The organism is Shewanella livingstonensis (assembly GCF_003855395.1).
Lineage (GTDB): Bacteria > Pseudomonadota > Gammaproteobacteria > Enterobacterales > Shewanellaceae > Shewanella > Shewanella livingstonensis.
In genome coordinates, this window is record NZ_CP034015.1 from 652771 (window position 1) to 678059 (window position 25289).

General features: G+C 41.3%; 16 protein-coding genes. 7 read left to right on the forward strand and 9 right to left on the reverse strand.

The window, feature by feature from the left end; all coding sequences use genetic code 11:
• The first annotated feature begins 298 nt into the window (after window positions 1-298).
• A complete protein-coding gene (locus EGC82_RS02980) occupies window positions 299-4762 on the forward strand; it encodes an EAL domain-containing protein (RefSeq protein WP_124729427.1) in 4464 nt (1487 codons plus the stop codon).
• A gap of 108 nt (window positions 4763-4870) precedes the next feature.
• Window positions 4871-7135 carry a patatin-like phospholipase family protein gene (locus EGC82_RS02985; protein ID WP_124729428.1) on the forward strand — a complete coding sequence of 755 codons (2265 nt, stop codon included), beginning with the start codon at window positions 4871-4873 and terminating at the stop codon, window positions 7133-7135.
• Between the two features lie 271 nt (window positions 7136-7406).
• On the opposite strand, the gene hxpB is transcribed toward EGC82_RS02985, so the two are convergent.
• A complete protein-coding gene (gene hxpB, locus EGC82_RS02990; protein ID WP_124729429.1) occupies window positions 7407-8066 on the reverse strand; it encodes a hexitol phosphatase HxpB in 660 nt (219 codons plus the stop codon).
• 402 nt (window positions 8067-8468) lie between these two features.
• On the opposite strand from hxpB, the gene acnB reads away from it, so the two are divergent.
• Entirely contained in the window at window positions 8469-11066 is a 2598-nt protein-coding gene (gene acnB, locus EGC82_RS02995; RefSeq protein WP_124729430.1) for a bifunctional aconitate hydratase 2/2-methylisocitrate dehydratase, read from the forward strand.
• A gap of 579 nt (window positions 11067-11645) precedes the next feature.
• Here the strand turns inward: acnB and EGC82_RS03000 are convergent.
• The 8 genes from EGC82_RS03000 to priA all read right to left on the reverse strand — a co-directional run bounded on the left by EGC82_RS03000 (window position 11646) and on the right by priA (window position 20633).
• The gene (locus EGC82_RS03000) at window positions 11646-12140 is read right to left on the reverse strand and encodes a super-infection exclusion protein B (protein WP_164839081.1); all 495 of its coding nucleotides are present in this window, start codon (window positions 12138-12140) and stop codon (window positions 11646-11648) included.
• An 825-nt stretch (window positions 12141-12965) separates the two neighbouring features.
• On the reverse strand, window positions 12966-13187 hold the full coding sequence (locus EGC82_RS03005; protein WP_124729432.1) for a hypothetical protein: 222 nt from the start codon (window positions 13185-13187) through the stop codon (window positions 12966-12968).
• A gap of 127 nt (window positions 13188-13314) precedes the next feature.
• Window positions 13315-13701, reverse strand: a complete 387-nt coding sequence (locus EGC82_RS03010) for a gamma-butyrobetaine hydroxylase family protein (RefSeq protein WP_124729433.1) — start codon at window positions 13699-13701, stop codon at window positions 13315-13317.
• Between the two features lie 152 nt (window positions 13702-13853).
• On the reverse strand, window positions 13854-15179 hold the full coding sequence (hslU, locus tag EGC82_RS03015) for an HslU--HslV peptidase ATPase subunit (protein WP_124729434.1): 1326 nt from the start codon (window positions 15177-15179) through the stop codon (window positions 13854-13856).
• A 25-nt stretch (window positions 15180-15204) separates the two neighbouring features.
• Window positions 15205-15729, reverse strand: coding sequence for an ATP-dependent protease subunit HslV (hslV, locus tag EGC82_RS03020; RefSeq protein ID WP_124729435.1), 525 nt, complete (start codon window positions 15727-15729; stop codon window positions 15205-15207).
• Window positions 15730-15909: 180 nt separating this feature from the next.
• Window positions 15910-16509: an SPOR domain-containing protein gene (locus tag EGC82_RS03025; RefSeq protein WP_415837610.1), complete on the reverse strand. Its 600-nt coding sequence runs from the start codon at window positions 16507-16509 to the stop codon at window positions 15910-15912.
• 2 nt (window positions 16510-16511) lie between these two features.
• On the reverse strand, window positions 16512-18257 hold the full coding sequence (argS, locus tag EGC82_RS03030; RefSeq protein ID WP_124729437.1) for an arginine--tRNA ligase: 1746 nt from the start codon (window positions 18255-18257) through the stop codon (window positions 16512-16514).
• Between the two features lie 180 nt (window positions 18258-18437).
• Window positions 18438-20633 carry a primosomal protein N' gene (gene priA / locus EGC82_RS03035; protein WP_124729438.1) on the reverse strand — a complete coding sequence of 732 codons (2196 nt, stop codon included), beginning with the start codon at window positions 20631-20633 and terminating at the stop codon, window positions 18438-18440.
• 82 nt (window positions 20634-20715) lie between these two features.
• Between priA and EGC82_RS03040 the strand changes: the two genes are divergently transcribed.
• The 4 genes from EGC82_RS03040 to EGC82_RS03055 all read left to right on the forward strand — a co-directional run bounded on the left by EGC82_RS03040 (window position 20716) and on the right by EGC82_RS03055 (window position 25102).
• A complete protein-coding gene (locus tag EGC82_RS03040; protein WP_124729439.1) occupies window positions 20716-21528 on the forward strand; it encodes a FimV/HubP family polar landmark protein in 813 nt (270 codons plus the stop codon).
• Window positions 21529-21814: 286 nt separating this feature from the next.
• Window positions 21815-23065, forward strand: coding sequence for a FimV/HubP family polar landmark protein (locus tag EGC82_RS03045; RefSeq protein WP_124729440.1), 1251 nt, complete (start codon window positions 21815-21817; stop codon window positions 23063-23065).
• Between the two features lie 145 nt (window positions 23066-23210).
• On the forward strand, window positions 23211-23423 hold the full coding sequence (gene rpmE, locus EGC82_RS03050; RefSeq protein WP_124729441.1) for a 50S ribosomal protein L31: 213 nt from the start codon (window positions 23211-23213) through the stop codon (window positions 23421-23423).
• A gap of 431 nt (window positions 23424-23854) precedes the next feature.
• A complete protein-coding gene (locus EGC82_RS03055) occupies window positions 23855-25102 on the forward strand; it encodes a malic enzyme-like NAD(P)-binding protein (RefSeq protein ID WP_124729442.1) in 1248 nt (415 codons plus the stop codon).
• The last annotated feature ends 187 nt before the right edge of the window (window positions 25103-25289 follow it).

A 25289-nucleotide genomic window follows, 5' to 3' on the forward strand; every position in this document is an offset into this window, starting at 1 on the left:
GCCCTATTGAGTTATAGGGACATTTTGCAGCATGCCGATTTAGTCAGATTGAAAGTGAATCTAATTATGATTAGCTCGGGGGTGACTTTCCTATTAAAATAATGGTAAAACATTAATATTATTTATAAAAATCTCATTTTAATCGTCCAGAATAACGACAACAACCGATGTTGATTTTGGCTGCAGAAACAAAAAATATCACAACACCAAGATGATTAATGTGTGGATGACGATAAACCTGTTTTTACTACGTGTGGTGCTTGCCTGCATTTGATCACGTAAAGGATAAATTGAATTTATGACCAGAGCTGTATTGGTAAGCCTAGGCTGTTTTATATTATCCTTATTTACGGTATTACCTGCATGTAGTGCAGACATTGTTCAGCGAGTATTTAACGCCAAAGATGGTTTAGCTAATGCAACTATTCAAGACATTAGTTTTGACGGTTATGGTCACGTATGGCTAGCGACTCAACAAGGTCTTTATCGCGTTAGTAATAGTAAAGTAAGGCGTATTGATAAAGTGGGGTTTGATTCGGTACTTGATGATGAACTGATTACAACAGTAGTTAATTCTGGCCAAGACCATTTGCTTGTTGGTACTAATTCCTCGTTATATCTTTACAGTATTTTAGACAATCACTTCAGCTTATTGCTTAAACCTGAAGATAATGATGCGACTAATATCAATAAAAGTATTCGTGTGGCGGCAACTCAGCGTCAGCTTGATGGACGGTTGCTGATGCTCGCTTACTCTGGCCAAGTGTATTATTTTGATGATGCTTCTCAGCAATTGTCTTTATCTCCAAGCCATTCATTAGACCACAATTTACCTTGGCGCAATGCGCTTGAGTTACACAACTCCCAGTATTTGTTTTCGACTAATCACGAACTTCAGCTGCACCAGGCTGATGGAACCTTCATTGGCACATTTCCGTGGTCTGATAAAAATGATTCCATCAGAAAGCTGTTCCAAGATAAACAACAAAGAGTGTGGATGCTGACATCGAAAGGGTTATTTAAGGTCGATATTGAGACGCTTACCGTGCAATCGGTGCCTGAAATTCCTTATTATGTTGATCAAATGGAACAAGATCTTAATGGTGATTTGTGGATTTCAAGCCGAGCAGGATTAATATTTTGGAGTCCAGAAAACAACACATTAACTGTATACCGAGACGAGCTTAAGCAGCGAGCCAATATTGACTACATTCATGATATGGCGGTCGATTCTAATGGTTTATTGTGGGTTGGTGGCTCAGGTGATGGGTTGGCGGTGATTGCTGGTAAACCTCATTTTTTAATTGAAGATTATTCTAAAAAGCCACCCTATCAGCTTGATAATGAAATGGTGTGGTCGGTATACAGCGAAGGAGATAAGGTGTGGCTAGGTACCGATGGTGGTTTGTCTGTAGTTAACACTCAGAACCAAACTTCAATCATGGTTATTCCCACAGGTTTTGCACTGAGCGACAGTATTTACCGGATTGAATCCTTGAACGCGCAGCATCTGGTGTTGGCCACTACCAGTGGCTTATATGTAGTCAATAAAAAGACTAATGTCAGTACCGATTTCGCTACTTGGAGCGGTGGTAACGAGTCACTAAACGATAGAATTGTTATTGGGATTTATCGTGATGAGCTACACAAAGATGTCATTTGGTTTACCACCAATAAGGGTCTGTATTATTGGCAAGATGGTAATGCTGATTTAACGTTACAAGTTTTATCAGATGGGCAGCAGTCATTGAGTAATACCTTTTATAAAGCTTTATTAAGGGATGATGCTGGGCATTTATGGATTAGTGGTGGTAAACATTTTGGCTATTTGACGACCTCTGGCGAATATATTTCTAAAGTGGATGTATTTGCTGATTTTACTAATGTCCCAACCATGAATAGTCTTATGCAAGTGTCACCGGGTGTTATCTGGTTAGGTACGTCCCAGCAAGGGATTTATCAATTTAATACTCAAACCGATGAGGTTATTTCGCTGGATCAACAGTGGAAGATCGATTGTAAAGTGGTGTTCTTTTTACAAGATACTGAAACAGATCATATCGTTGGCTGTGCCAGTGCCATTATTAAGGTTAATAAGGCGACAGGCAAAGTCAGTTCGTATAGCCATAAAGACGGTTTTATTTCCGATGAATTTAATGAGTCGGCAAAATTTTATGATCCTGCTAAAGGCTTTTTTGTGGGTACACCAGACGGAGCGATGTTAATCGACCTCGATAAACTGGCGCCGCGCACTGTTAATGACAAAGTGATACTTGAATCTGTATCGGTGTTTTATGAAAACAATACCGAGGTTTATCTCATTCCAAGTCAATTGTCGCAAGTAGAGCCCGGTGCCAGTTTAATTAGCTTTCAAATTGCCGTACTCGATTACCTTGATGATAAGCCGATGACCATACAGTATCGTTTGGTTAAAGATGGCGCAGACTCTGGCAATTACGTGCTATTAGAGGGCCAGTCACAGATTAATATTACCGGTTTAAGCGCTGGGGCGTATGCACTTGAGCTTTTATATAAAAGAAATGGTGTGTGGTCGAATGAGCCATTTCAATATCGATTTACGGTAAAGCAGTTTTGGTGGCGCTCGCAACAATTTACTGGGGCATTGATTTTTAGCATTTTGCTGATAGCCGCCATTATATTGTTATACAGACAGAGACAAATTCATCGTTTTAAGCAAATGAATCATGCATTGGTTGAAAGTGACGAACGCCTACGTCAATCGTTAAAAGGCAGCGACTCTGACCTATGGGAATGGCATGCATCAACACAAGTGCTGTCACTTGATAACCGAGGTGGGGTATTAGGACCAGACACGCACATTAACGTTAAATTAGAAGATATCCCAATACATCAAGACGATGTTGAGAGAATCACATCTGTGTGGCAGGACCTTGTTAACGGTAAAGTGGAGATGATTGATGCCGAGTATCGATATCGTAATCAGCATGATCATCAGTGGCATTGGTTACGCATTAAAGGCCGCGCTATTGAGGTAGATATTAACAATGGAAGGTTAATTTATGCTGCAGGGATGTATACCGATATTACTCAACAAAGAACCCTTGAAAGTGAAGCCAATTTATTAGCCCAAGCATTTGAAAATACCTCCGAAGGCATGTTGATATTAGACATGAAAAAGAACATAAAAATCAGTAATGCAGCAGCTAATTTAATTCTAGCGGCTAAAAAGAGTGATTTAGCCGGTAAACCCTTTGTCGATTTGGTAGCAACAACCGTTGAACCTTTCGACATGGAGGATGTGTTTGACAAAGAGCGTTTCTGGACCGGTGAAAGTGAGTTTTATTGTAGTGATGGTAGCCGTTGTCCAGTGTGGATGAATGTATCAACCATGACCAATGGTAATGCCCAATCGTTACATTATGTGGTGGTGTTTTCTGATATTACAGAGCGTAAACATAATGAACAGCACCTGCGCCGTTTAGCAAATAATGACATGTTAACGGGGTTAGCGAATAGATCGATGTTTTCGCGTCGATTAGGCCAAGTGATTGAAACGGCAAAACAGCATAAAGAAACCTTAGCACTGCTGTTTTTAGACCTCGACAGATTTAAACATGTTAATGATTCATACGGCCACAGTATGGGTGATGCATTATTAATTGAAGCTGCAAGTAGGCTGCAAGCTTGTTTGTCTGAAGAGCATTTGCTGTGCCGCTTTGGTGGTGATGAGTTTGTTATTTTACTGCGTGATGCAAAAGACGTTGATACCATTAACCACATTGCAAAACAGTTATTAAAACAAATCGAAATGCCCTTTAAGTTATATGGACGAGAGTTTTTTATTTCGACCAGTATTGGCATTAGTATTTGGTCTGACGATGATCAAACCGCGGAAACTTTAATTAAAAATGCCGATTTAGCCATGTACCATGCTAAGGATGAGGGGCGAGGTAATTTCCAATATTATTCAGCAGAGCGAAATGCAGAAGCGTTATACCATTTGCGTTTAGAAGCAGATTTGCATCGAGCGATACAGTGCAATGAGTTTGAGTTGTATTATCAGCCGCAGATTGACGTTCATAAACAAAATAGCATCGTGGGTGTTGAGGCACTGATCCGCTGGAAGCATCCAACAGATGGCATGGTTCAGCCCGATATTTTCATCGGAATTGCAGAATCTTGTGGCTTAATTGTCGAGATTGATCGCTGGGTGTTAACCCAAGCTTGTCTCGATGGTGCTCAGTGGCATCAAAAGTATCAAAGCAAAGTAAAAGTATCGGTTAACGTATCGGCAATGCATTTTAGGCAACTAGATTTTATCGAATTTTTAACAATGACATTGCATCAAACTGGTATGCCTGCAAAATATTTATCGGTAGAGATTACCGAAGGTGTATTGATAAAAGAAATTGATATTGCCCGTCAGCATTTACTCGCATTAAAGCAGTTAGGTATTGATGTGGCGATTGATGATTTTGGTACCGGTTATTCTTCTCTGGCTTACTTACGTTCATTCCAAGTTAATGTTCTGAAAATTGATCGCTCTTTTTTAATTGATATTAATAATCACCAAGCTGATCAAGCTATTGTGAGCAGTATTATTGAACTGGCACGAAACCTCTCTCTTGATGTTATCGCTGAAGGCGTTGAAACACCGGAACAACTTGCACAAGTCGTTGAACGTGGCTGTCATATTATCCAGGGATATTATTTTGCTAAGCCGATGCCCAAAGCGGATCTTGAGCTCGATTTTAAACGTCTAATGTTGATTAATGAGTAATGCGCTATTTTGTTATGGCACTGTTATCTGCTTGCTACTATCCATTAGTATGGGTATTGGTTAAATTTTGTTAGACTAAGTTGTTTTTACTTACTTTCGGAATGATTTATGCAGACAATTTTGCGCCTTAACTTATCTACCTGGTTTTTGGCTAGCTGTATTTGCTTGAGCTTGGCTGTGCAACCAGTCTACGCTGCAAAAAAAGCCGCTAAAGAAAGACCCACTATTGGCTTAGTGCTTAGTGGTGGTGGGGCAAAAGGTGCTGCACATATTGGTGTGTTGAAAGTACTTGAAAAATATCATATTCCTGTAGATTATATTGCGGGCACCAGTATCGGCGCCTATGTTGCTGGCATGTATGCTTTAGGCTACAACGCGGATCAGATAGAAAAAATTATGCTTAACGGCCAATGGTCTAAAGGCTATTCTGACACCATTCCGCGAGATAAACTAAGTTACCGTGATAAACAACAACGCGATCAGTTTAATATTCCACTCACTGTGGGCTATAACAATAACAGCTTAACCTCACCCAGTGGCCTGTTACGTGGTCAAAGCATGTCACAACTATTACGTCACTCTACCGGCTTAGTCGAGCAGTTTGGTGACTTTGATGAACTTGCTATTCCCTACCGAGCGGTGGCGACGGATTTAGCCACCAGTGAAGCGGTGGTGTTGTCGAGTGGTAGTGTAGTACAAGCGATGCAAGCCTCAGCTACTGTACCAGGAGCATTGCAACCAGCATTGATTAATGGTCGTTTATTGGTTGATGGTGGGATTGCTAATAATATGCCTATCGATGTGGTGAAAGCCATGGGCGCCGATATTATTATTGCCGTCGATATTGGTTCGCCACTGACTAAGCAAGAAAACTTAGACAGCACTATTGCCGTATTAGAGCAACTGTCAACTATTTTGACTCAAGCCAGCACCGCTCGCCAAACAACCTTACTCACCTCAAGTGATATTTTAATTCGTCCCGCCATTGATAGCCTAAGCACTACTGACTTTTCAATTATGCCCTTGGCACTCAAATTAGGTGAAGATGCTGCTATCTTAGAGTTGGTAAAATTAGAGCATCTTGGTATTAGTGAACAAGCTTATTTGGCCTACCAAGCGAATAAAGTACAACAAAGTTTATTATGGTTAGATCCGCTTCAAAAACCAATTTATAAAATAGCGTTCAATAATCAATCAAAGGTCAGTAAGAAATTGCTGCGTGAGCGTTTAGGGATCACCGAAGGGGTTGTACTGAGTAAAGAGGATTTAGATTCTGCCCTAAACCGTGTGTATTCATTGAATAAATTTGAGCGTGTAGATGCTGAGTTTGAAGATGTTGAACAAGGTCGAATTTTAACCATTACTACCCGAGCTAAATCATGGGGGCCGAACTATTTTCAAGCGGGTTTTAATTGGGAGGATGACTTCACACTAGATTCTGCCATAACCTTAAGTTTGGCTTATACCATGACCGATTTAACCAATAATGGTGGTGAGTGGCGTAATGAATTAGAACTCGGGTATAAAAAGTTAGTCGGCACCGAGTTTTATCAACCATTGGATCGCGATCAAACATTTTACAGTTTGGCCAGATTTCAATATGAAATGAAAAACTGGGATTTGTTTAATCAAGATAGCCGTTATGTTGAACTAGAAAATAACGTCGCTCAAATCGTTTTAGGTACTGGTTATAATTTTAATTCTGATGGTATCGTTGAAGTAGGTTTTATCGCCGAAGATGGTCGTATTAGTAGTGAATTAGGCTTAATTGATTCGCTGAGTTACTCATCATCAGGCGGCTATTTTAAAGTGGCCTACGATAGTTTAAATAGCATTAGTTTCCCGACAGAAGGTAATCGAATCACCTTTATTAGTTATTTAAGAGATGAGTCTTATAACGGCATAAATAACGCTGGTACCACGTTTAGTGATGGTTTAGCTTGGCAATTTGAAGCTGACTGGAAAGGCGCATTAAAGCTCGGTAATCATGCCATTGTAGGTAAAATGGAATTGGCTACGGTTGAGAATGACGGTGACTTTACCTTACACGTTGCTGATTTGGGTGGGTTCTTAAACTTATCTGGTTATCGTAAAGATACCTTAGTTGGCGCCCATAAAGTGTTTGCGGCGGCTATTTACCAATATGATCTCGGCCGCGATGTACTGATCACCGACTTGCCTTTATATTTAGGCACCAGCCTTGAAGCGGGTAACGTGTGGTTTAACCGTGATGATGTTGATGTAGATGATTTGATTTTTGCCAGTAGTTTGTATTTAGGTACCGATACCGACTGGGGACCTGCGGCATTAGGGTTTGGTTTTACTGACAGTGGTGAAACCGCATTCTACTTATTTGTTGGTAAAAACTTTTAGGCCGTCTATCTAAGCCAAAAGCCTAGAGCGCTTCGCTGCTAGGACGCTACGCGGCTAGAGGCTATAAAATCTTGGTGACGGGCGGTGGCAAGCGATGACGAGAGATAACAGTCGAGCCAAAAGCCTAGAGTGCCCTATCCGTGAGCGCAGCGTTCGCTGTTATCGCTTGTTATCGTCCTCGCAGCGAAGCTGTCCCTAGCAGGACGAAGTCCGCCCTAGAAGCGGAGCGCACTATCCGCGTAGCGGTCTAGGACCTTAGCAGCGTAGCGGCCTAGGCCCCTAGTAGCGCGGGTAATAATCCTGCGTGAGCTAGCTGATGATGGGCAATTACCCATTTAGTTTGGGTGGCAGTATGGGGCGCAGGAATTGCTACGGTTTGCATACTGGCAGCCCGCGCGGCAATTAAACCATTAAACGAATCTTCAATAGCAATGCATTGACTCGGCGCGACGCCCAACTTAGTGGCACAATTCAAATAAACTTCAGGATGAGGTTTACCATAAGCTAGATTTTCAGCAGACTCAATGGCATCAAAATAATCACCAATGGCGAGTTTATGCAATACGGCTTCAATGATTAATGACGAAGACGAGGTCGCTAACCCTATTTTAAACCCTAAACGTTTACACGCATTCAGCGACTCAATGACGCCTTGCATAGGCACACCATTTGCGTTGATTTGGGCGACAACCTCATTAACAATCTTATTTGCGGTCGCAGTGTTATCGTAATTTGGCCAAGCAAAGCGCTGATACCAATAGCTTACAACATGGTCAATACGTAAGCCTGTGGTTTGCTCCACGTCTTCAAGGCTGAGGTTTAGCCCAAAGCTATTTAGGACCGTCTGTTCGGCCAATTGCCAAGCCGGTTCGGAATCAATTAAAATCCCATCCATATCAAAAATAACGGCTTTTATTTGGTTTGACACAATATTGACTCCATAAACGGCACAATGTTAAACACTAATTATTGCTTTGTTGTTGATAGGGTGCAATAAAAATAGAGTTTTTAAAAAATATTTCATTTAAAAAGTAAGAGATTTATTTGTATATAGTTTAATCAGCGGGTGTTGTATAAGCTAATGTATTTATGCGTTTTTTCAGCTGTTTCAAACTATTGTCTAATTTTATTTTATTCAACTTAGCGCTAAATTGATTTTTAGGTTGATAAATCGAGTTGATTTCATACCTCGGAGAGTGTGAGCTGATTCATACTTTTATAAAGCTGTAGTATACTGAAGGTCGGATTTCAAGCCCGAACCAGTGGAATTATCAGCGTAATCATAATGACGCTGAGTTTCGCCGTTAGGCGTCAAACAAAGAGGAATGTTGCCGTGCTAGAAGCATATCGTAAACACGTCGCAGAACGTGCTGCAGAGGGTGTAGTCCCTAAGCCATTAGATGCACAACAAGTGGCTGAACTGGTTAAGTTAGTTGAAACACCTCCAGCAGGTGAAGAGGCTTTCGTCCTCGACTTGCTCGAAAATCGTATTCCACCAGGAGTAGATGAAGCTGCTTATGTTAAAGCCGCTTTCCTTGATGCAGTCGCTAAAGGCACTGTGTTATCTCCAATTTTAAGTGCCGAACACGCTATTAAACTGCTTGGTACTATGCAAGGCGGTTATAACATTGACCCGCTAATTGACCAATTAGATAATGCCGCCTTGGCACCTTTATCTGTTAAAGCGTTATCCAATACATTGTTGATGTTTGATTCATATCACGATGTTGTTGAAAAAATGCAAGCAGGAAACGATTTTGCTAAGCAAGTCGTTGATGCTTGGGCCAATGCAGATTGGTTCTTAAATCGTCCTAAATTGACCGACATAGTGACATTAACTGTGTTTAAAGTGTCTGGTGAAACTAACACTGATGACTTGTCACCTGCGCCAGATGCATGGTCTCGTCCTGATATCCCACTGCACGCTTTAGCTATGCTAAAAAATGCCCGTGACGGTATTGTGCCTGATGAATCAGGTGTTGTGGGTCCAATCAAAGAAATCGAAGCCCTTAAAGGCAAAGGTCACCCATTAGTTTACGTTGGTGATGTTGTCGGTACCGGTTCTTCACGTAAATCTGCTACTAACTCAGTGTTATGGTTCATGGGTGATGACATTCCTTATGTACCTAACAAACGTGCAGGTGGCTTCTGTTTAGGTAATAAAATTGCGCCTATTTTCTTCAACACTATGGAAGATGCGGGTGCATTACCGATAGAGCTAAACGTTGATAAAATGGACACTGGCGATGTGATCGATATCTACCCTTATGAAGGTGTAGTTAAGCGTCACGGTACAGACGAAGTGATTTCAACATTCGAATTAAAAACCGAAGTGTTATTAGATGAAGTTCGTGCTGGTGGTCGTATTCCATTGATCATCGGTCGTGGTCTTACTGACCGTGCCCGTGAGACCTTAGGTCTTGAAGCATCAAAAGTATTTGTTCGCCCACAAGATATTGCCGCATCTAACAAAGGCTTTACTTTAGCCCAGAAAATGGTCGGTAAAGCATGTGGCGTATCAGGTGTTCGTCCTGGCCAGTACTGCGAACCTAAGATGACCTCTGTTGGTTCACAAGACACTACCGGCCCAATGACACGTGATGAGTTAAAAGACTTAGCCTGTTTAGGCTTTAGTGCTGATTTAACCATGCAGTCATTCTGCCACACAGCGGCTTATCCAAAGCCAGTGGATGTTACCACTCACCACACACTACCGGATTTCATTATGAACCGTGGTGGTGTTGCTTTACGTCCAGGTGACGGGGTTATTCACTCGTGGTTAAACCGGATGTTATTACCCGATACCGTAGGTACTGGTGGTGATTCACATACTCGTTTCCCTATTGGTATTTCGTTTCCAGCCGGTTCTGGTTTAGTGGCATTTGCTGCTGCAACAGGTGTGATGCCGCTTGATATGCCTGAGTCAATATTGGTTCGCTTTAAAGGCGAAATGCAACCGGGTATCACTTTACGTGACTTAGTCCATGCTATCCCATTAAAAGCAATTGAAATGGGTCTGCTAACGGTTGAGAAAAAAGGCAAAATCAACGCTTTCTCTGGCCGCGTATTAGAAATCGAAGGTCTTGAACAGCTTAAAGTTGAGCAAGCATTCGAATTATCTGATGCATCTGCCGAGCGTTCAGCTGCAGGTTGTAGCATTAAGTTAGACAAAGAGCCAATCATTGAATATTTAACCTCTAACATCGTGATGTTAAAGTGGATGATTGCAGAAGGTTATGGCGACCGTCGTACTATTGAACGTCGTATTACCGCCATGCAAGAGTGGATTGCCAAGCCTGAATTGATGCAAGCTGATAAAGATGCAGAATATGCTGAAATTATCGAAATTAACTTAAACGACATCAAAGAGCCAATCCTTTGTGCGCCAAACGATCCTGATGATGCAGTATTATTATCAAGCGTTGCCCAAACTAAGATTGACGAAGTGTTTGTTGGTTCTTGTATGACTAACATCGGTCACTTCCGTGCGACTGGTAAAATGTTAGAGAAGTTTGCTACTACGCTACCAACTCGTTTATGGATTGCACCACCAACTAAGATGGACCGCGATCAATTAACGGAAGAAGGTTACTACTCAATCTTCGGCCGTGTTGGCGCACGCATCGAGATCCCTGGTTGTTCTCTGTGTATGGGTAACCAAGCACGTGTTGCAGAAGGTGCTACTGTAGTATCAACGTCTACACGTAACTTCCCTAACCGTTTAGGTACTGGCGCAAACGTTTACTTAGCATCAGCTGAGTTAGCCGCTGTAGCAGCGTTACTAGGTCGTTTACCTTCAGTTGAAGAGTATCAAAACTACGCTAAAGAATTAGATGCAACTGCAGCTGATACTTATCGTTACTTGAACTTCGATCAAATCGATTCTTACACTAAGAAAGCCGACAGCGTGATTTTCCAAACCGCGCTTTAAGCTTGAACTAGTTAATCGTTGAATTAAAAATGCCAGCAGAAATGCTGGCATTTTTGTTGGCGTAAAATCATGGTGTTGGTAACTTATTTTTAGACAAAAGTGTATTAAGATATGGCCTGCGGCCACTAACGTCGTGGCGCTTCGCCCACACCAGACCAAGAGGAAATCAACGGCTATTCCCTCTTGGAACTCCCAGCCGCCACATCAAAATTATCTGAAAAGCGATAATTTCGCGACGTGGTTGAATCCAGCTTTTAACTTAGTTTATAACCATCTTCGGCCTTATTCGAAAATGCTAACGCTTCCGATGGTACATCCTGTACCGCGAAAGCTAGCGGGCCATCCATGGCCAGCTCACGCTATTTTCTTCAATGGCCTCAAGTCCAGAGTTGAATTTAGGCTTTTTCAATCAAGGAATCTAACTCATTTATGGACAAAAGCTTTTTAGGACTAGAGCTTTATCTGAGCATGTTTAGATTAACAATTGTATGGGTTAACGAATCCAAGCATGGAAGTTAAAATGCTAAGCAACTTGCAAGCTTATGTCGGCCCTATGTATACACTATTATTTGTTACAAGCTAGTTTAAACATTCTGGATATTTTCTTAAATACTCCCATGCCCACGGATTAATATTAAAAGGAAAATCATAGCCAAAATGAGCCACGCTCGACGCTCGAAAAATAACCTTTGAAGCAATTAGCCCATTAACCGTACCATTTGAAATTTCAGCAACCTGCGTTCTGGTGTCATACTGTAAATAGTACGCTAAAAAATCTTTTTCATCATTTGACAAATTGCGCAACCGCGCTTGTAATTTTTTTAGGTTAAATTTCCATTTGATTCTTTTCGAAACCCAAGCATATAAAGGTACAACTATATCTGCAGATATAGTTGCTATGGAAATCAGCCACACAATACCTATCCAAGTTTTTGCAGCTTCTTTTACCACGAATAACCCTAATGTTTTGTGTAAGGATTCTTGGCCAAACAAAAGTATTGAAGAAATAAAAAACAATATAAACGCTTGTTTAGATGATAGCTTTAACCATTCTAAGACTTTATTGAATTGCATTGAATTTTCCTTCCTAAGGCACATCACGTTTGAGTATTTACGCGTAGCCCTGTTTACTGGGAATAAATAGCCTAGACTTGGACGATGTCACATTCAAATTAATAGGGTAACTTTTTACTTAACATAATATGCTATAGGAATTTACTTTTTTGCGGTAGTAGCATTTTGTATAATATTCCAGCTAATTATTTGTCCTGATTACACTTTTAATGTTTGATTGTATATCTTATTTTACCCATCACGAGATTATTATCCTTCACCTTATATACTCTTCTGCCTCATAAAGTGGCATAAATGCTTTAGTTTACTTGACTTGAAAATATACAAATTCAAAACTGAACTTGAGGACGTTGAAGAAAATGACGTGAGCTAACCATGGATGGCGAGCTAGCTTTAGAGGTGAAGGGACGCCCCATCGCAAGCGTTAGCATTTTCATTCTTTATCATAAAGAGGTGGCCGAAGAGCACTCAGACGAAGTTCAAAGCTGGATAAATTTCCGTCGCAATTTTTTCGCCGCTGCAGGGTGGAACCTTGCTATCTTAGTCTGGTGTGGGCGAAGCGCCACGAAGTTAGTGGCCGCAGGCCATAAGTACAAAACGACATAAGTGCAAACACCTGGATCCCGGCTCAAAAGCATTGTCGGGATGACGAGGTTAATGAGATTTATTTGGATTAAATTATTGCCAGAAATGCAACTTTGGCACTTGGTCTGGTGTGGGCGAAGCGCCACGACGTTAGTGGCTGCAGGCCATTGTTAACACGAGTTAACTAAGTTCATCATTCAACAATGCCAGCAAAATAGCTGGCACTTATAGTAGAGTCATTTAACGCTTTAGAATGATAACAACATCCTTTTGATGAACGTTATTAACATTAACGATTCGATATGCCGCTGGTTTAACAACGATCACTTTAGTTACCGTCGTTTTATTAGTAGGTGCTTTTACGTGTCCATGATGAGCACGTGGGGCACAAGCACTTAAACTGATAATAGCGAATCCGACCAATAACACTTTAATCATCGGAAATTGAATTGACTGTTTCATACACACCTCGGTACGAGTGAAGACTATGACTAAGCATAATCGTTTGAATGTCAATTGCTGATCGCAATGAGTAAAGATATGCAAATATAGTGTTGAAATTAACGTCTATCGTTAAAACGTACCGTCATCATGAATACTTAATATTCATATCAATCAATGCTTCTCGTGAACCCTTTTCTGCACGCAATCTTGCTAAATACTGTTGCCACAACTCAGCTTGGTTTGTGCATAAATTATGTAGCACCTGCCAAGAAAACAGACCCGTATCGTGACCATCATCAAAGATGATTTTTACTGCATAATGGCCCACAGGCTCCATGGCTTTAATGTTGACGGCTTTCTTATGGGTAACCAAAATTGGATTACCATAACGCTGCACTTCGGCAGAAGGTGAAAACACTCGCAACATTTCACAGCTAATATTATAAGTTTTGCTGTTATCAAATGTTACTTCGAGTAACTTAGATTGACGCTTAAGCTTAATGCCTGTGACGGTAGGCGTTGATTGGGTCATGGGAATACCTATAAAAAAAAGGATTAACGCTAAATCGCAGATTATCATCATACGCGATTTTGCTGTTAATCCTATTGTTGTTATATCAGTTCGTGATGTGAGCTGATGATATCTAATAACCCTTTATATAAACATAAAGGGTATAGCATCAACTACAAAATAAAGCGGCTTAGATCTTCATCTTGTACCAAGGTATCAAGGTGGTCGTTAACATACTCAGCGTCAATGATAAATTTAGAGCCTGACTTTTCAGAAGCATCGTATGAAATATCTTCCATTAATTTTTCCATCACGGTATGCAAACGACGAGCACCAATGTTTTCAGTACGCTCGTTTACTTGCCATGCGGCTTCTGCGATGCGATCAATACCAGATTCAGTAAACTCTATGGTCACACCTTCAGTGTTCATTAATGCAATACTCTGTTCAGTGAGTGATGCAAATGGCTCGGTTAGAATACGTTTAAAATCAGCTGCGGTAAGGGCGTCTAATTCAACACGAATAGGTAAACGACCTTGAAGCTCGGGGATTAAATCAGATGGTTTAGACATCTGAAATGCACCAGAAGCAATAAACAAAATGTGGTCTGTTTTCACCATACCGTGTTTAGTCGAAACCGTGCAGCCTTCGACTAATGGTAGTAAGTCACGCTGTACACCTTCACGAGAGACATCGGGGCCTGAACTTTCGCCACGTTTACAAATTTTGTCAATTTCATCTAAAAACACAATGCCATTTTGCTCAACCAGCTCGATAGCTTGTTCTTTTAAGTCTTCTTGATTAACTAGTTTTGCAGCTTCATCTTCGATTAACTGCTTGTAAGCATCTTTGATTTTAAGCTTTTTACGCTTAGAAGTACTCTGGCCAAGGTTTTGAAACAACCCTTGTAGCTGATTGGTCATTTCTTCCATGCCTGGAGGCGCCATAATTTCAACACCAATTTGTGGTGCAGCGATATCGATTTCAATCTCTTTATCGTCTAACAGGCCTTCGCGAAGCTTTTTACGAAAAATCTGACGAGTGTTCGAGTCGTCTTTCTTTTCGCTGTCCCAGTCATCTTTTACCTTAGGTAGTAAGGCATCTAGAATGCGTTCTTCGGCCATTTCTTCGGCGCGATGGCGGCATTTTTTCATTTGCTGTTCGCGGGTCATTTTAACGGCTGAGTCAGTCAAATCTCGAATGATTTGTTCAACTTCTTTACCGACATAACCTACTTCAGTAAATTTAGTCGCTTCAACTTTAATAAACGGTGCATTAGCTAATTTAGCTAAACGACGGGCAATTTCAGTTTTACCGACCCCGGTTGGGCCAATCATTAAAATATTTTTTGGGGTCACTTCTTGGCGAAGTGCAGGCTCTAATTGCATACGACGCCATCTATTACGAAGTGCGACTGCAACCGAGCGTTTGGCATTTTGTTGGCCGATAATATGCGCATCTAGTTCGTGAACAATTTCACGAGGTGTCATCTCAGACATAACGGTTCCTTTATTGACGCTCGAATTAGTAGTCTAACTTTTCGATGGTTTTAAATTGGTTGGTAAACACACATATATCGCCAGCAATCGTTAACGATTTTTCGGCAATATCTTCTGCGCTTAACTCGGTATTTTGCAGCAATGCTAAGGCCGATGCATGGGCATAGTTTCCGCCAGAGCCGATTGCAATTAAGTCATGTTCTGGTTGAACAACGTCACCATTACCAGTAATAATTAATGATGATTCAGCATCTGCAACCACTAACATCGCTTCGAGTTTTCGCAGCATTTTGTCACTGCGCCAATCTTTGGCCAGCTCTACGGCCGACTTTAATAAATGGCCTTGATGCATTTCGAGCTTGGCTTCAAAGCGCTCAAAAAGAGTAAATGCATCGGCAGTACCGCCAGCAAAACCAGCTAAAACTTTATTGTGATATAGGCGACGCACTTTACGTGCATTACCTTTCATCACGGTATTACCTAGAGAGACTTGGCCATCACCAGCGATGACAACTTGATTATTGCGGCGAACGGATACGATAGTAGTCACGGTTAATCCTCTTCCTAATACATCAACGGGTCATTAGGGTGAATGCAATTGTTGATTGTTAAAATGGATATGGGGTCAAAAAGATAGATATCAAGCGATGGCTAACAAAAAGCCCTATTCGAGTGAGCAGGGCTAATATGATTTGTATTTATGATGTAGATATTAGTGCCGACGAGCCAGTTATTCCCATAACCAAATGATGCAACCGTTTAAGCCGGCGTTTTGCATCTTATGACGATTATGTTCAGCATCACGTTTGCTTGGGTACGGGCCTAATACCACGCGGTACCAAACGCCATTGGTGCCTTCGCTGCGGCGTACTTGAGCCTCTGCACCTTGGAAGGCTATTCTGGCCTTCATTTCATTGGCTTGTGACTCTTGTCTAAACGATCCACATTGCATTTGATAGATGCCACTGGATACTACGCCAGTTTGCGGCAAGTCTATTTCAACTTCTTTGTTTTCAAGCTCCTCCAGATAAGTCCATTCTTCCTGTGGCTTCGGTGGCAGTGCATTAGGATCTTTCTTGACCACTTTTTTAGGCGCTTCTACGGTCGCGGTTGATACCGTTTTCTTTTTCGGTTGCTGGATCGGCTCCGTAACCACTGATGAGTCGGAGCTGCCATTTATCGACCATAAGAAATAACCAAAAGCGATCAACAATATGAGTATGACAAAAACAGCCAAATAAGGAAAAGGGCGCTTAGGCGCTTTTTTTCGTTGTGGCGCGCGGGCTTTAGTGCCCGCATTGGGTTTGCGATTTGCGTAGTCACGACTCATGATTACATCCGCTCTAGGGTTTCAATGCCCAGTAGCGACAAGCCCGTTTTTAAGGTTTTAGCAGTGAGTTGTGCCAGTAATAAACGACTCTGTTTTTGCGCTTCAGTATCGGCAGCAAGCACTGGGCACGCTTCATAAAAACTTGAAAACTCGCTAGCAAGCTCATAAAGGTAACCACATAATACATGAGGTAAACCTTTATCCGTCATTCGAGTTAATACTTCACTAAACTGCGCTAACTTAGTGCCTAAGTCTTTTTCTTTTTCATGCTCGAGCACTATCTTCGCTTGGCTAAGATCAATATCTGTAGCGCGCTTGAAGATACCGGCAACACGAGTATATGCATATAATAAATAAGGCGCAGTATTGCCTTCAAAACTTAACATTTGCTCAAAACTGAAAATATAATCACTGGTACGGTTTTTTGATAGGTCGGCATATTTGACTGAGCTGATACCCACTACGCGAGCTATTTCTGTCAGTGTAGCTTCGTCCATATCTGGATTTTTGCTACGAACAAGTTCAAGTGCACGTACGTCGGCTTCGTCGAGTAAATCAACTAATTTGACCACACCACCAGAACGGGTTTTAAATGGACGGCCATCTGCACCATTCATGGTGCCAAAGCCGGTATGCTCGAGTGACATTTCTGGGCGTACAAATTTAGCTAATTTAGCGAGGCTAAACACTTGCTGAAAATGCAGTGCTTGGCGTAAGTCGACAAAATATAAGGCGCGATCAGCTTTTAGCACATTTGAGCGGTAACGCATGGCGGCAAGATCAGAGGTTGCATACAAATAGCCTCCATCCGCTTTTTGGATGATAACCGGCAGAGGTTCACCCTCTTTGGTACGATATGCTTCCTGAAACACCACTTTAGCGCCATTACTTTCGGCTAGTAAACCTTGCGCATCAAGATCGTTAACCACTTGAGCTAAGTCTGCGTTATAAGCACTTTCGCCATGCACATCAGCACGGGTTAAGCTAACCCCTAAACGCTGATAAACATCATGGCAGTGACTTAATGAGATATCGTTAAACTCGCGCCATAATTTATTGCAGTACTCATCACCCGATTGCAATGCAACAACCAGTTGGCGAGCACGAGTGGCAAATTCGGTTGACTCATCAAAGCGTACTTTAGCTGCACGATAAAAGCTTTCTAAGTCAGACAATTCCATTTTGGCTTGTTCGCCATTGGTTGCGCGTAACTCTTCCATTAATGCCAGTAGCATACCAAACTGAGTGCCCCAGTCGCCTACGTGGTTTTGACGGATAACCTTGTGACCTAAATACTCGAGTGCGCGCACCACGCTGTCACCGATGATGGTTGAGCGTAAGTGGCCTACGTGCATTTCTTTGGCTAGGTTTGGCGAAGAATAGTCAACCACAATGGTTTGCTTGGTTGGTAATACTACACCTAAGTGATCACTGCTTAGTGCTTGCTGTAGCTGATTAGCTAATGCATTGTCATCGATAAAGAAATTAATAAACCCAGGACCGGCAATTTCTACTTTGGCCACATAAGTTGATGCTGGCAAGGTGTCTATGATCTGCTGTGCTAATTCACGTGGATTTTTTTTGGCTACTTTGGTCAGCATCATTGCAAGGTTAGTCGCCAAGTCACCATGACTTTTATCTTTAGTGCGATCTACCTGAATGCGAGCTTGAAAATCTGCCGGCACAATTCCTTGCTGCTTGAAGGATTCGATGGTTTGTTCTAGTAAAGATTCAATATGTGATTTCATGGGCTTTTGCTTGCACTAATTCGTTAAATGAATGACATGACGGAACCGCATATTTTAGCCGTTTATGGGGGGTGATTGCTATCTGCTTTAACGGAAATATTGGTTTTTTTATGTCGAATATAAACTTAAGGGACGTTTATGACAGATATAAAGCCGGTTTACTTCTCCCTGAACAAGCCATTACATCAAATCTTGTGGATCACGATCGATGCTCCAGCGGCAACGCTTACTTTCTGGTATTTGTTCAATTAGTGTAAGTACTCGCTCAAATTCGGTCTGTAAACGCTGACGACTTTTGGCTTGCAGTATCAATTGACGTCGATATTTTCCTGCTTTTCGATCAAGCGGCGCCGGAATGGGGCCGATGATTTCAAAGTCTTGATCTTGTGGTAACAACTCGCTGGTGCGGGCTAAAAAAGCATCAGCATCTTCAGCTAAATGTGCTTCTGCGCGGATTAATACCATGTGCCATGCAGGTGGTAATAATGCTTGCTGGCGCTCTTTTAATTGACTACGAGCGAACTCTCCATAACCGCGCTTTAATAAATCACGTAAAATGGGGTTATCACTTTGGTGAGTCTGTAATAGAACTTTGCCAGGTTTGTCAGCACGACCAGCACGGCCCGATACTTGAGTGTATAACTGGCCAAAACGCTCAGGGGCACGAAAGTCAGCACTGAATAACGCGCCATCAACATCAAGTAAACCCACTAAGGTAACATCAGGAAAGTGATGACCTTTTGCCAACATTTGCGTGCCAACTAGGATTTTATATTTTCCCATATGAATACCGAGTAACTGCTGCTCCAGAGAACCTTTACGACGCGTTGTGTCTCGGTCAATACGGACAACGGGATATTTGGGAAACAGTTTTACTATTTCTTGTTCTAATTGCTCGGTACCTAAACCGTGGCCCATAAGCATAGTACTGCCACATTGGTGGCATTGGCGCGGAATAGCGTATTGATTGCCACAGTGATGGCAACATATTTCGTTTAAGCCTTGGTGAACGGTAAAAAAGGCGTCACAGCGATCGCATTCATGTAAGTGACCACACTCATGACACAGTAGTGCGGGTGCAAAGCCTCGACGGTTTAAAAACAACAGTACCTGATTACCCGCATCAAGGTGCATGCGCATTTCGTTAATCAATGACGTAGACATTCCTGCTTTGAGTGGTTGCGAGGTAATATCGATAATCCCTTGCTTAACCTTTTGAGCCGCGCCTGCGCGCTCACTTAATTCAAGGTGATGGTAGCGTCCGGATAAGGCATTTTGTAAGGTTTCTAATGATGGCGTCGCCGATCCTAAAACTACTTGAATATCCTCAAGGTGTCCGCGCATTACCGCTAAATCTCGGGCGTGGTAGCGCACTCCTTCCTGCTGTTTAAAGCTACTGTCATGCTCTTCATCGAGAATAATTAATCCAGGAAATGCCATAGGGGTAAAGAGCGCAGAGCGAGTGCCAATGATAATCGCCGCTTCACCTACACGCGCTTGTCGCCAAGCTTCTAGGCGTTGATTATCGGTTAAGCCTGAATGGATCACGGCAATATTGACTTCAAAACGGCGTTTAAAGCGATTAATAGTTTGTGGGGTTAAGCCTATTTCGGGAACGAGAATGAGCGCTTGTTTACCTTGTTGTAAAATAGTCTCCAGCAAGGTGAGGTAGACTTCGGTTTTACCGGAGCCTGTAATCCCTTCTAATAAGGTGCAATGGAACCCTTGCTGTTGAGTCAACACCGACACGGCAACGGCTTGTTGCTTGTTAAGTTTATGTGGCGATTCATTCATGATTAGCTGTTGACGCCAACTTAAATCATGGCTGAGCACTTTTTCTTGTCTATTAATCCACTCTCTTTGCTCTAATGCCTTTAGCGCCGGTTTGCTTAATTGTTGGGTGGTAAACTCATCGTGGCTAATCGGCTTTTCAAGCAAAAGTTGGTAAAGCTTTTTCTGTGCTGGAGCACGGGTTAGTACGCTTACATCGGCACTGCGTCCTTGTTGGCTTAAGTGATATTCAATCACCGCTTGAGGCGTTGCTTCCAGGCCTTTCCTCAATGCTACAGGCAGCGCTTGGCTAAGCATTTGTCCCTGAGTGGTAAAGTAATATCTGGCTGCCCACAGGGTTAATTTATATAGCGAATCAGGTAACAATGGGGCATCATCTAATACAGCTGTGACAGATTTTATTTGATGTGGTGCTAAGTCACAGCTATCAGTAATAGCAGTAATTAAGCCGATAAGTTGTTGAGGGCCAAAAGGAACTTTAACTCTAAGACCTATTTGTAATCCCGCTTGTTGTTGCTCTTTTACGCGGTAACTAAAATTTCTGCGCAATGGAACAGGTAGGGCGACTTCAACAAACACGGGCATAAGGTTTCATCATTGTTCAATTCTATAGTGGATTGTTAATCAGTTTACCTCTAAGTGTCATCAAAGAGATAGGGCAACATACATGCGTAAAGGACTTATTGAGGTCATCATCCTAGTCTTTGGATTATTGGGCTATATTGCAGCCGTATCGGCTCAAGTGAATCATGTCAGTATCAACAGTCGCCAATTTGAGTTAAATACACTACCGCAATTAAAAGTTAATCTTGTGGCACAAAATGATGATGTGTCGCGACTCGGTTTTTATATTCGCCAATTAGATAATGGTAACGTTAAGCAGCAGAAGTTAGCGGTGCAAGGGATTAATCGTTTTCTATTGCAACTTAATGGCACTGATATTATCAGCGACCCAAATGCGCAGTTAATTATTACAGAAGACACCACGGCAGGAGCGGTGACATTAGCGGTAATGGCTGTTTTCGAAGCACAGTATTCGATTAAGAGTGCTACTTTAATCTCTAATATGGATGATCAACGTGGTTCGCCAGTCTCAAATACTCCTGTGGCGAGTACCGCTCAAAGTCGACAAGCGGATAAACAATTGCCTCAAGTTCCATCACAGCCAACACAAACAGCAACGTCAGCATTAATCGTTGAATCGACTCAACAGGCTAGTTGTATTATTGAGCGAGATAATAGCGATACCTTATGGCGAATTGCGAATCGTTATAAACAACAATGGCATACCAGTGTTTATGGAGCCATGCTAGCTATTTTCGAAGCAAATTTATTAGCTTTTTCTAAGCAAAAAATTCATTTATTACTTAAAGATGTACCATTAAATTGCCCATCAACCGCTATTTTAGTTGAATATGATAATAAAGCGGTCGATAAAAAAGTATTTGAGGCGATTGAAGCTAAACATGCTGCTAAATAGTGCGATTGATCATAAATATTGATTAAAGACAGCATTAGATCGAGTAATTACTCTTGTTTGTCAGTAATTGGTTGCAGCTGATCATGTTAATTTATATAGTTGTTTGCGTTAATTTTTTTACATTAGAGTAATGGTAAGAGTAAAAATGCAAGTAATAACCATAAATTACAGCCAGTTAAGATTAAGCAGACATAATAATATTAATAAGAAGTGTATTGAGTACAATGGATTTTGGGCGTGATTTTACGCTGTGTTGAAGCGGTTTATAAGCGAAAGGATTGATTTGATGAAAAGCTTTAAAATGCTAGCAATATTAGCATTACTCGCTGTTAGCAGTGTTTCAACTGTTATTGCTGAAGTTAGTCATATCAGTATTGATACTACTCCATTTGAAAGTGGTCAAACACCTAAGTTAACCGTTAACATTATAACTGATCATCATGATTTATCGCGGTTAACTTTTTATTTACGTCAAATTTATCGCGATAATATCGTGCTAGAAAAGCTTACTGTTGAACAAAGTAATAGTGATGTTTTTGTGTTGAGCGGAACAGAAAAAATCCGCGATCCTGATGCAGCATTAATTGTATCGGAATACCGTAATGCTAAATGGCTTCAATATTCACCCGTACCGTTATTTACTCAAGCAGTGGCTCAGAGTCGTTATCAGCCAGTGGCCATAAAAACGATGAAATCGGCTGCGACATTATCGACATCAATACCTACACCAATCAATCGTAAGCCCATCTCTCCAGTTAACATGGCGCCAACACAAGCGGTACTGAGCAATTGCAAGATTATCCACTTACCCGATGATTCGTTATGGAAAATAGCCGTTCGTTATCGTAAGCAATGGAATTCAAACATTTATGGCGCAATGCTAGCTCTTTATCAAACGAATCCATCAGCATTTTATCAACATAAAATTAGCCTATTACAATTAGACAGTATATTAAGCTGCCCATCAATAGAGACACTGTCCCGCTATCAAAATGTAATGGTTGATAGAGTAACATTTGATAATTTAGTAGCCAGTCAACGGGGGCAACCTCAACAAAACTCTTCCTTTGCATTAGCCGTTAATTCAGCTGTTACCGCGCCTGAGCCAGTAACGGATTATGACTCTATTAATCCAAGCGACAATAAAATATCTGAAAGCGATCAACTATTAGCGGCTATTCATAAAACCCAGATACTGCCTCAACTAACACCAGTAAAAACCCTAGAGAAGACGGCGTTACTTACCAAGGCAAACATGCAAGTTACTGAACAGGGCAAAGCATGTTTAATGGATAAATATCCTCAAGATACCTTATGGCGAGTGGCTGATCGGTATTATCGACAATGGCAAATCAGTGTCTATGGTGCAATGCTGGCTATTTATGATGCAAACCCAAATGCGTTTGCCGATAAGAAAATTTACTTATTAATGTCAGATAGCAAATTAAAATGCCCATCCGGTGTGATTTTGAAGCAATATCAAAGTCCATCCAAAGCTCGAGCTACTTATGAGGCACTAGAGCGTACTCATCGGTAATCATAGTATCGATTAGAAGTTCTACTTGTTTGTATACATGAGACCCTGTATTATCTTGCGCCTAAAACATATTGTTATTAACTGCATGTGGTACTCAACTTCGGGTTGGGAGAGCGACATGGCCTTCAATCTAAGGTAACTCCAAATGAAAAAAGATATACACCCAAATTACGCTGAAATTACTGCAACTTGTACTTGTGGTAACATCATCAAAGTAAATTCAACTGCAGGTAAAAATTTGCATTTGGACGTATGTGGTGCTTGTCACCCATTTTACACTGGTACTCAGAAAATTGTTGATACTGGTGGTCGTATTGACAAGTTCAACAAGCGTTTTGGTGTTCTTGGTAAAAAGTAATTACACTGTAATGACTCTAAAAAGGTGCCTATGGCACCTTTTTTGTTTTTAAAGCCGATGAATAACATTGTGCTGTAGTGGAAACTTATTTTTTGGTAGTAAACAATTCAACAAAGCCTAAAAGTCTATTTATTGTTATTTAAGCAAAATAAATTGCAAATAACGCTGCTAGAAACCCTTTATCCTCTTAAATCTTGTTATTTTCCTACATTTTTAACTTATTGATTTATATATATTCATGTTCAGTTAGTTAGATTAACAAAACTTAGCGTGCTTATCTGCCTCCAACCTATCCCACTATAAGTTTTTGATTCATATCATGACTGGATTAGCGTATCGTTATTAAAATTTTCGGTGATTAGCATTATCAGCAGTGGTCTGCTGATAGGCATACTTTTCTTTATTAAATAGCGCATTTCAGGATGTATAAAATGTCAGATATTCGTCAACAAGCTCTCGATTATCATGAATTCCCAGTACCAGGTAAAACAGCTGTTTGCCTAACAAAATCCGCTCAATCAAGCCATGATCTTGCTTTGGCATATAGTCCTGGTGTGGCAGAGCCTGTTAGAGAGATTGCATCTAACCCTGAAAACGCTTATCGATACACCAATAAAGGTAATACGGTTGCGGTGATAACCAACGGTACCGCTATTTTAGGACTCGGTAATTTAGGTCCGTTAGCGTCAAAACCTGTTATGGAAGGCAAATCGTTGCTGTTTAAGCGTTTTGCGAATATTGATTCGATTGATATTGAAGTGAAACACCGCACCACGGAAGACTTTATTAATACCGTTGAATCGATTGCCGATACGTTTGGTGGCATTAACTTAGAAGACATTAAAGCGCCAGAATGTTTTGAAATTGAACGAGAGCTTATTAAGCGTTGTAGTATTCCGGTGTTTCATGACGACCAACATGGCACTGCTATTGTTACCGCTGCAGGTATGTTAAATGCTCTGGAAATTCAAGGTAAAAAAATTGACGATGCTATATTTGTTTGTTTAGGCGCGGGCGCAGCTGCGATTGCGTGTATGACAATGATTGTTAAGTGTGGTGCATTACGTGAAAATGTTTACATGCTCGACAGGCAAGGTGTTATCCATACTCGCCGTGAAGATATTAATGAATATAAAGCATTATTTGCCAACAACACGGACAAACGCACCTTGCAAGATGTGATGAAGGATGCCGATGTGTTTTTAGGGCTGTCAGGTGCGAACCTATTAACTGCTGACGATATTGCGTTAATGGCACCAAACCCAGTTATTTTTGCTTGTTCAAATCCCGATCCTGAAATTAAACCTGAATTAGCTCATAATATCCGTAAAGACTTAATCATGGGAACCGGTCGTAGTGACTATCCAAATCAAGTGAATAACGTGTTGTGCTTCCCGTTTATTTTTCGTGGTGCACTCGATGTTCGCGCCTCGGTCATAAATGATGAAATGAAGCTGGCTGCTGTATATGCCATCGCTAATTTGGCTAAAGAGCCAGTTCCTGCCGAGGTGTTAGCTGCCTATCCTAATGTTTCATCGTTGAGCTTTGGTTCACAGTATGTGTTACCAAAACCAATGGACCCACGATTATTATCGCTGGTTGCTCGAGCGGTATCGCAAGCCGCCATTGATTCTGGTGTGGCAAAAATAATCACTTTGCCGGCTGAATATCAGGTGTAGGCGGTAGTGCTTATTAATCAAAAATAGAGATTAATGAGCTATGTTATTGTTAACCGAAGGGGCTTTTGCCCCTTTTTTATTAGTGTTAGATAAAGGTGATTAAAAACGATTAGTGAACTTGTCGAGCACAATCGTTATACTGAATATTATTTGAGTCATTAATAAAATAAATAAATCCAGCAGGATA